The sequence below is a fragment of the Rhizobium sp. SEMIA 4085 genome, assembly GCF_013004495.1.
In the GTDB taxonomy this organism is placed as follows: Bacteria; Pseudomonadota; Alphaproteobacteria; order Rhizobiales; family Rhizobiaceae; genus Rhizobium; species Rhizobium gallicum.
On sequence record NZ_JABEPH010000283.1, the window covers coordinates 1 to 8,144 of the forward strand.

The 8,144-nt window shown below is 59.3% G+C and carries 7 protein-coding genes and 1 pseudogene; 3 read left to right on the forward strand and 5 right to left on the reverse strand.

Features of this window, described 5'->3' with window-relative positions:
- Positions 1–306 precede the first annotated feature (306 nt).
- Together C9413_RS23340 and C9413_RS23345 are read left to right on the forward strand one after the other, a co-directional pair.
- On the forward strand, positions 307–1,461 hold the full coding sequence (locus tag C9413_RS23340; protein ID WP_039844890.1) for an MFS transporter: 1,155 nt from the start codon (positions 307–309) through the stop codon (positions 1,459–1,461).
- A gap of 456 nt (positions 1,462–1,917) precedes the next feature.
- Positions 1,918–2,730: a methyltransferase domain-containing protein gene (locus C9413_RS23345; RefSeq protein WP_318299961.1), complete on the forward strand. Its 813-nt coding sequence runs from the start codon at positions 1,918–1,920 to the stop codon at positions 2,728–2,730.
- Positions 2,731–2,753: 23 nt separating this feature from the next.
- Here C9413_RS23345 and C9413_RS23350 read toward each other — a convergent pair whose 3' ends face one another.
- From C9413_RS23350 to metG, 3 genes are read right to left on the reverse strand one after another with little or no spacing between them, the layout of a single operon-like run.
- Positions 2,754–3,602, reverse strand: a complete 849-nt coding sequence (locus C9413_RS23350; RefSeq protein WP_039844891.1) for an MBL fold metallo-hydrolase — start codon at positions 3,600–3,602, stop codon at positions 2,754–2,756.
- Positions 3,603–3,606: 4 nt separating this feature from the next.
- Positions 3,607–4,389, reverse strand: coding sequence for a TatD family hydrolase (locus C9413_RS23355; protein ID WP_039844892.1), 783 nt, complete (start codon positions 4,387–4,389; stop codon positions 3,607–3,609).
- 9 nt (positions 4,390–4,398) lie between these two features.
- The gene (gene metG, locus C9413_RS23360; protein WP_039846759.1) at positions 4,399–5,949 is read right to left on the reverse strand and encodes a methionine--tRNA ligase; all 1,551 of its coding nucleotides are present in this window, start codon (positions 5,947–5,949) and stop codon (positions 4,399–4,401) included.
- Between the two features lie 238 nt (positions 5,950–6,187).
- Between metG and C9413_RS23365 the strand changes: the two genes are divergently transcribed.
- On the forward strand, positions 6,188–6,988 hold the full coding sequence (locus tag C9413_RS23365) for a sulfite exporter TauE/SafE family protein (RefSeq protein ID WP_170250962.1): 801 nt from the start codon (positions 6,188–6,190) through the stop codon (positions 6,986–6,988).
- On the opposite strand, the gene C9413_RS23370 is transcribed toward C9413_RS23365, so the two are convergent.
- Entirely contained in the window at positions 6,989–8,014 is a 1,026-nt protein-coding gene (locus C9413_RS23370; protein ID WP_039844894.1) for a DNA polymerase III subunit delta', read from the reverse strand.
- Positions 8,007–8,144, reverse strand: a pseudogene (locus tag C9413_RS33760) (thymidylate kinase); the annotation flags it as partial. The pseudogene C9413_RS33760 and the gene C9413_RS23370, both read right to left, overlap by 8 nt.

The window sequence follows — 8,144 nt, forward strand, 5'->3', positions numbered from 1 at the left end:
CTCGATCCGCTGCAGGTCACGCTCGCTCATCGCAATCAGTCCCATCGGCAATCTCCCACGTCATCAAACGCGGGGAGTGTGACATTCTTACTTTGCAGAAACAGGACACTTTAACTTTGCGGCTACAAACAAATGTCACATAAGATAGATTATGGAACTAAAAAGCACTCTCGCGAGACCAACGCGTCGTGAACTAGACGCCATAAATCGTATCCGACACACTTAAGAGCGAGCGTTCATGTTGTTATCGGGTGGCAGTTCGCCTAAAAGGAGACCTCCCACCGTCCTAGCCTCTGGAGCCGCAACATGCACATAGGACCGCAGCAGCGGATTTATGTCTGCTTCTTCCTGTTTGCTGTTTCAATGGGCGCTATGCTGTCGCGTCTTCCGGACATTCAAGACGCCCTCCAGATTGACAAATCTGAGCTCGGTTTGACGCTGATTGGAGCCGCGGTCGGCGCGTTGGTTTCACTAACGTTTTCGTCCCCCATCGTTGCCCGCCTCGGAGCACGTACCACCGCTATTCTTACCGTGTTGGGAACGTCCGCGTGTCTTGCTCTTGTGCCTTGGGTGAGTGCTGCTCCTTTGGTTTTCGGCATTCTTTTGTGCGAAGGGCTGCTGGCAGGAGCGCTGGAGATCAATCTCAACGTCGAGATTGACCGCATTGAGGCGCAGCTTGGACGGGGCGTGATGAACCGGGCACATGGATTCTGGAGCCTTGGCTTCTTCGTCACAGCCCTGGTTTCGGCCGGAGTCCGCCAGGCAGGCATATCAACGCAGCTTCATCTAGGATTGACGTTCGGGTTTGTCCTGATCGTGGCTACGATAGTAATCGCTGGCATGCGCAATGCCCCTGCAAGAGTGGCGCTTGATCATGCAGACGCGGGGCGTATCGCGCTTCCGACAGTTGCACTGCTTCCTCTTTGTGTCATTGGTATCGCCGCATTTCTGGTCGAGGGCGCGGGAATTGATTGGTCGGCGATCTATATGCGCGACGTCTTCCAATCAGAACCGTTCGTCGGAGGGCTGGGCCTTACGCTTTTCACCTTCTTCATGGCTTTGACGAGGTTATTTGCAGATCCGTTTGTCGATCGCTTCGGCTCCCGAACGGTCGCCTTGACACTGCTCCTCGTGTCAGCCGTTGGGCTTTGCGCGGTGTGGCTCGCTCCGCATCAATACATCGCCCTTGTTGGATTTGCGCTCATGGGCGGCGGTTGTAGCGTGGTATACCCCCTTGCCGTTTCTGCAGCGGCGCGGCGCTCGGACCGAGCCTCCCATCTCAATGTCGCGGCATTGGGCCAAATGTCGTTTGTCGTGTTCTTCCTCGCTCCACCGCTGCTCGGTTTTGTGGCGGAGCACGCTGGTATCAGGACAGCGTACCTTGTATGTCTGCCAGTCATACTTTCCGCATTAATATGCGTTCGGTCCCTATCCGCTCGCCGTCGATTGGCTGCTGCATAAACCACTATGGAAACTGCTCTGTTGGCATTCACTGGGATATAAACTCTCGTCCAGCCATACGGCCACAAACGGCGCGGTCGCCGCTCCGTTGACAACCCCTGCTCCGCGCCGGTGAATTCGTAGGGGGCACCAAACGCAAGTTCCTTGCCTGGTGGGTGCTCATCGATCTTGGGGAACTAAACGGCATAACGACCTTAAACAGCGTGGCCCTGCTGTCGAGATCCTGGATGCAGGCGTCAAAAAATGGGAGCCTACGCTACCGGCGGGTTCACCGGCGATGCCTACCCTCTCCGGCTGACCGTCGAGGTGTGGTCCTTATTAGATCTTTTGGGCTAGTTGCCGTGGCTGTTGGGTGTGACACTTTACTCGGAACAAGGAAAATATCGAGCGACAGCGCTCCGCTGTGCCGTGCGCCACTCGCTCGGCGCGATGCGCCGGCAAGCCAAGGAGAAGAAGATGATGATCGCGACCGATGCGCATTTCCAAGGAGACATTCCCGCGATCTACGAGCAGTTCCTCGTGCCGATCCTATTCGAGGGATACGCCTCGGATTTGGCAGCCCGCATCGCGAACTGCCATCCCGAACGTGTTCTGGAAGTCGCCGCGGGATCGGGTGTGCTGACACGAGCCATGGCGGCCAGGCTTGCGCCGGAGGTCCAAATCGTCGCTACCGATCTGAACCAGGCAATGCTCGATATCGCAGCGAAGAAAGGCGTTGGCCGCCAGGTCGAGTGGAAACAGGCGGACGCGCTCGAACTGCCCTTTGAGAGCACAAGTTTCGATGTGGTCGCCTGCCAGTTCGGCGTGATGTTCTTTCCGGACAAGCAGCGCGGTTATAGCCAGATACTAAGAGTGCTGAAGCCCAAGGGAACATTTCTTTTCAACACCTGGGCCTCGCTTGCCGAAAACGAAATTGCCCGCACCGTTTCCGAGGCAATCGTCACGGCTTTTCCCGACGACCCCACGCGTTTTCTCGAACGGACGCCGCATGGCTATTGCGAGCGAGAGACAATCGAGACTGATCTCAGGCACGCGGGCTTCCGGAAAGTGACGATCGATACGATAGACATGGCCGCGCATGCCCCCTCGCCGCGCGACGTCGCAATAGCATTCTGCCGGGGTACGCCATTGAAAATGGAGATCGCCGCGCGCGCTGCCGATGACGAAAAGGCTGTTCGTGCTGTCGCCGCAGCGCTCGAACAGCGCTTTGGCAGCGGACGGATTCATGGAAACCTACGTGCTCACGTCGTTGTCGCTGAGGTTCGCTAGCCGGTGCCGGAAAGTACCAGTTACTATTCCGTTCCCGGGTCGTCCAAGTCCGCTCGGAGTTCATCCACTTTGACCTCGAATTGCATCTGATCAAAGGCGGGTTCGACGTGTTCGGGCGTCTCGGCCATCACGGTCTCGTAGTCAAGCGGCGTATGCATATGCGTCAGGATCGCCCGCTTCGGCTTCAGCCGCCCGATCCAGTCGAGCGATTGCTCAAGAGACAGGTGGCTCGGATGATAGCGGTATTGCAGAGCGTCGATGATGAGAATGTCGAGATCCTGAAGCTTTGCGACAGTCTCCGGCGGGAAGTCACTGATATCGCTGCAGTAAGCGACATCACCGATTCTAAAGCCGAGCGAATGTATGTCGCCGTGCTGCTGCAGATGCGGCCGAAATGAAATCGTGCCTCCAGCGCCGCTGATGGCGATAGGCGTCATATCCTCGATCAGGATCGGCTCGACGATCGGCGGATAATTGCTGCCGGGCGGCGTTTCGATGCAATAGCTGAAGCCCTGGCGGATGCGGTCCATCGTGAACGGATTGGCATAGATCGGCACGCGCTGCTGTGCGTTGTGGAAATAGCCGCGCAGATCGTCGATGCCGTGAATGTGATCGGCATGCGGATGCGTGTAAAGCACAGCATCGATGTGCTGCACCTTGGCGGCAATCATCTGCTCGCGGAAATCCGATCCGGTGTCGATGACGACGGTCGTGACCCCGCCGTTGTCGTCGTATTGCTGCACCATGAAGGCTGCGCGCGTACGGCGGTTCTTCGGATTGGTCGGATCGCATGCGCCCCAATCGCCGGTAATGCGCGGCACGCCGGGCGACGAGGCGCAGCCGAGAATGGTGAAGCGCCGCCGGTAGCTCACGCGGCTAGACCTTCGGCATCTTCGAGAAGAGCCGGAAAGCATTCTCGGTAGTGATCCGCGCCATATCGGCATAGCTGACGCCGAGCGTTTCAGCGAGGACCTCGGCGGTGTTCACTACATAAGACGGCTCGTTGCGCTTGCCGCGCCAGCGCTTCGGCGCAAGGTAAGGCGCGTCGGTTTCGACCAGCAGCCGGTCGTGCGGGACTGTTTTTGCGATTGCCCGCAACTCCTCGGATTTCGGAAAGGTGAGGATGCCAGAGAAAGAAATGTAGCCGCCGAGTTCGACGCCGGTTCGGGCAAGTGCGGGACCGGCCGAGAAGCAATGGAGAATGAAGGGGAAGGCCCCCTTCCCAGTTTCTGAGGTCAGCATTGCCGCCATGTCTTCGTCGGCACTGCGGCTATGGATCACCAGCGGCAACTGTGTTTCGCGAGCGGCAGCGATATGGCGCAGAAAGCCTGTCTTCTGGTTCTCCGGCTTCTGCGTGTCGTAGAAGTAATCGAGCCCGGCTTCACCGATCGCGACGACCTTCTCGTGTTTCTTGGCGAGGCGCACGAGATCTTCGGCCTGAATGTCGAGCTCCTCATCCGCATTGTTCGGATGCGTGCCGACCGAGCAGAAGACCGAGGGATATTTCTCGGTGATCGCGAGCAGCTTTTCGAGTTTCCGCACGCGCGTCGAGATCGTCACCATCTGCTTCACACCGGCCTGGTGAGCGCGCGAGATGATATCGTCTCGCTCCTCCTCGAAATCGGCGAAATCCAGATGGCAATGCGTATCTATCAGCATGGCATGCCCTCAGGTTTCCGGCGCCACATAGCGCGGGAAGACAGGCTTTGGTGCCTCCAGCGGCGTTCCGGGAACGAGGCGTCCGGCTTCACCCAATGCCGCGAAACCCCGCTCGTCGGCTGGTGCGGCAACGAGGTCGAGCAGCTTGCCCGCCGATTCCGGCATGAACGGCTGGAGCAGGATCGCGATCTGGCGGACGACTTCAGCGGTGACATAAAGCACGGTGCCCATCCGCGCCGGATCGGTCTTCTTCAGCGCCCATGGCTCCTGGCTCGCAAAATAACGGTCGGTTTCCGAAACGACCGCGATGATGGAGGCGAGCGCCCGGTGGATCATCTGCTTGTCCATGTCCTCGCGCGTCGACGCGAGCAGCGTATCGGCCTGAGCCAGCATCGCCTTGTCCTCGTCGGTCAACGGTCCGCATTCCGGTATCGTGCCGTCGCAATTCTTGACGATCATAGATAACGAACGGCTCGCGAGATTGCCGATGCCGTTCGCAAGATCGGAATTGATCCGCGTGCCGATCGCCTCTTCGCTGTAGCTGCCGTCCTGGCCGAAGGAAACTTCGCGCAGGAAGAAATACCGCACCTGATCGAGACCGAAATGGTTCACCAGATTGACGGGATCAACGACATTGCCGAGCGACTTCGACATCTTCTCGCCCTTGTTGAGCAGGAAGCCATGCGCAAAGACCCGCTTTGGCAGTGGCAGCCTGGCCGACATCAGGAAAGCGGGCCAATAGACCGCATGGAAGCGGATGATGTCCTTGCCGATGACATGAATGTCGGCCGGCCAGTACTTCGCTCTCGGGCCGTTCGGATCCTGGAGATAGCCGGTCGCTGTGATGTAGTTGGTCAGCGCGTCGACCCAGACATACATGACATGCGACGGATCGTTGGGCACCTTGATGCCCCAGTCGAAGGTCGTGCGCGAAATCGAAAGGTCCTTCAAGCCGGACTTGACGAAGGAAACCACTTCGTTGCGCCGTTCGGCTGGACCGATGAAATCGGGATTGTCTTCATAGTGCTTGAGGAGCTTGTCCTGGTATTCGGAAAGCCTGAAGAAGTAGCTTTCCTCTTCTACCCATTCGACGGGCGTGCCCTGCGGCCCGTAGCGCACGCCGTCGGCGCGGAGCTCCGTCTCGTTCTCCTGGTAGTAGGCCTCGTCGCGCACAGAATACCAGCCGGCGTAGGAATCTTTGTAGATATCGCTGTTTTCCGCCATAAGCTTCCAGATGTAGCTGGAGGCTTCGTGGTGGCGGGGTTCCGTGGTGCGGATGAAATCGTCGTTCGAGGCATTCAGCAGCTGGGCCATCGCCTCGAACTCGCCAGAGTTGCGGTCGGCAAGCTCCTGGGCGGTAATACCCTCCGCGCGTGCCGTCTGCTGCATCTTCTGGCCGTGCTCGTCGGTGCCCGTCAGAAAGAAGACATCACGACCATCAAGACGCTGGAAGCGCGCCATGGCGTCCGTCGCGATCAGCTCGTAGGCATGGCCGATATGCGGCTTGCCGTTCGGGTAGGAAATCGCGGTGGTAATGTAGAAGGGCGTCTTGTCTGTCATGGCGGCCATCGTGTCCGGCTTACTCTCTCGAAATATCAGCCGCTCTTAGCGCATGTCATGAAGAAGAGAAACACTAAGTTTCGAAAGCGCTTGTGATTTGGCGGTTTGCCGAAGCGCTGAGCTTGACTCGCTTTCTGCCACATTCTAGGCCTTGCGAAACCGAAGAACGGGGCGCAACCGAAGTGAGATTTCCAGCAGCGGGCAAAAGCCGTTTCTCTGTTTGTCAGAGGTCCGTCGCTTGACGTTTCTCGAAAATTTCCAACCTCTCTATTCACTTTCCGGCTTTTTCGTCGGCGCGCTTGTCGGCATCACCGGCGTTGGCGGCGGCTCGCTGATGACGCCGCTGCTTGTCCTGTTATTCGGCGTCCATCCGGCAACCGCGGTCGGAACAGACCTCCTCTATGCCGCCGTCACCAAGACGGCGGGCACTGCGGTCCATGGCATGCATGGCCGGATCAATTGGCGAGTTGTCGGTGCGCTCGGGGCGGGCAGTGTTCCGGCAGCGCTCCTCATGCTCTGGTTGATGGCGGGCGTCGATCGCAAGAGCGTTGAGGTTGCCGATACGATTACCGCAGCGCTTGGCTGGCTGCTCGTCATGACGGCCGTTATGCTTGTCTTCCGCGCGCAGATTCTCGGCTTTGCTCGCCGGGTCACTGGCGAGCGCGCCCTGCCCCGTCCGGCGACGATTGCCGTTCTCCCCGTCATCCTCGGGCTGGCTCTCGGCATCCTTGTTACACTGACATCGGTCGGTGCCGGTGCACTCGGGGTAACGATCCTGCTTGTGCTTTATCCGCGGCTGGATGTCCGCGAAATCGTCGGCTCCGATATCGTCCACGCGGTGCCGCTAACGCTCATCGGCGGCATGGGCTACTGGATCATCGGCGAGATCGACTGGCTCCTGCTTTTGGCACTGTTGGTGGGCTCGATTCCGGGCATCATCGCCGGCAGCCTCCTGGCGCCGAAGTTGCATGAACGCACAATTCGCATCGTGCTTGCGCTCACGCTCGCGATCGTTGCCTGGAAACTGCTTGCCGGCTGATCAGAGGCCAGGCTGCTGGATGTCACTGAGAATGCTGAGGATGGTCTGCTTGCGGTCGAGGTTGTAAGCGTCGGAAACGGCAAGCCGCTCGTTGATATCGGATTGCAGGCGTGCCAGCCGTTCGGCGGCGGAAAGCTCGCCGGCTTGCGCTGCATGCCGGGCCCGGTGCATCAGGTCGTCGCCGACGTGGCTCACGAAGAACTCGAATATCGTGTCACTATCCTTGCCGGACAAGGCATCCGCCAAACGATGCATCGCCTTTCGAGCCGTCGGGCCTTGCGCCGACAGGACCTCGTTGTATGCCGCGATGATCTCGCCGCCGCCGTAGTTCAGGAGCTTCAACGCCTCCCCGACGCTGCCTTTCGCGATCGATATCATCGAGGGATCGCTACCGGTTACGCCGAGATTGGCGAGTGCCGCGCCCAAGGCGCCATTATCCAGCGGCGAAAGCTTAAGCGGCAGGCACCGTGAACGGATCGTCGGCAGAAGCTTTCCCGGCGCATGCGACAGCACGAGGAAAAGCGCGCGTTTGGGCGGCTCCTCCAGAATTTTCAGGATGGCGTTGGCTGCATTGCGGTTCATGTCGTCTGCCGGATCGATGATGACGATGCGCCAGTTTCCTGTTCCGGAGGTCTGCGAGAAGAAGCGTCCGGCGCGCCGCACCTCGTCTACCGTGATCGCCGACTTTACCTTGCCTGTCTTCTCGTCGACGGGACGCGAAAGATAGAGAAGATTATGCGACGCCCCTGCAGCGATCTGGCGGCTGACGGACGAGGCCGCATCAGGATCGGCGATCGTTGCGGGCGCCGTTGCCGGATCGGGATTCGACAGAACGTAGTTTGCAAAGCGAAAAGCGAGGGTTGCCTTCCCGATCCCCTCCGGTCCCTCGATCAGGACCGCGTGATGGCCCTTGCCGGAGCGATAGGATTGGGAAAGAAAAGCCTGGGCTTGGTCATGCCCGAAGAGTTTCGTGTTTTCGGCCGGCCAGATGGCGCCGTCCAGAAGCCCCGGCCTCTCGTCACTCATGCGCGGCCTCCGGCAGCTTGGCGACGGCAACAGGCCCAAGAAGCTGATTGACGATCGCAAGAATTTCCGCGGCAATCGGCTCTTCGTCCTGCGTCGCGCTGACCACGTGGCAGCGCTCCGGTTCGCGCGC

Coding starts and splice junctions, on each gene's coding strand:
- C9413_RS23340 (WP_039844890.1), top strand. CDS start 307: ATGCACATAGGACCGCAGCAGCGGATTTATGTCTGCTTCTTCCTGTTT.
- C9413_RS23345 (WP_318299961.1), top strand. CDS start 1,918: ATGATGATCGCGACCGATGCGCATTTCCAAGGAGACATTCCCGCGATC.
- C9413_RS23355 (WP_039844892.1), bottom strand. CDS start 4,389: ATGCTGATAGATACGCATTGCCATCTGGATTTCGCCGATTTCGAGGAG.
- metG (WP_039846759.1), bottom strand. CDS start 5,949: ATGACAGACAAGACGCCCTTCTACATTACCACCGCGATTTCCTACCCG.
- C9413_RS23370 (WP_039844894.1), bottom strand. CDS start 8,014: ATGAGTGACGAGAGGCCGGGGCTTCTGGACGGCGCCATCTGGCCGGCC.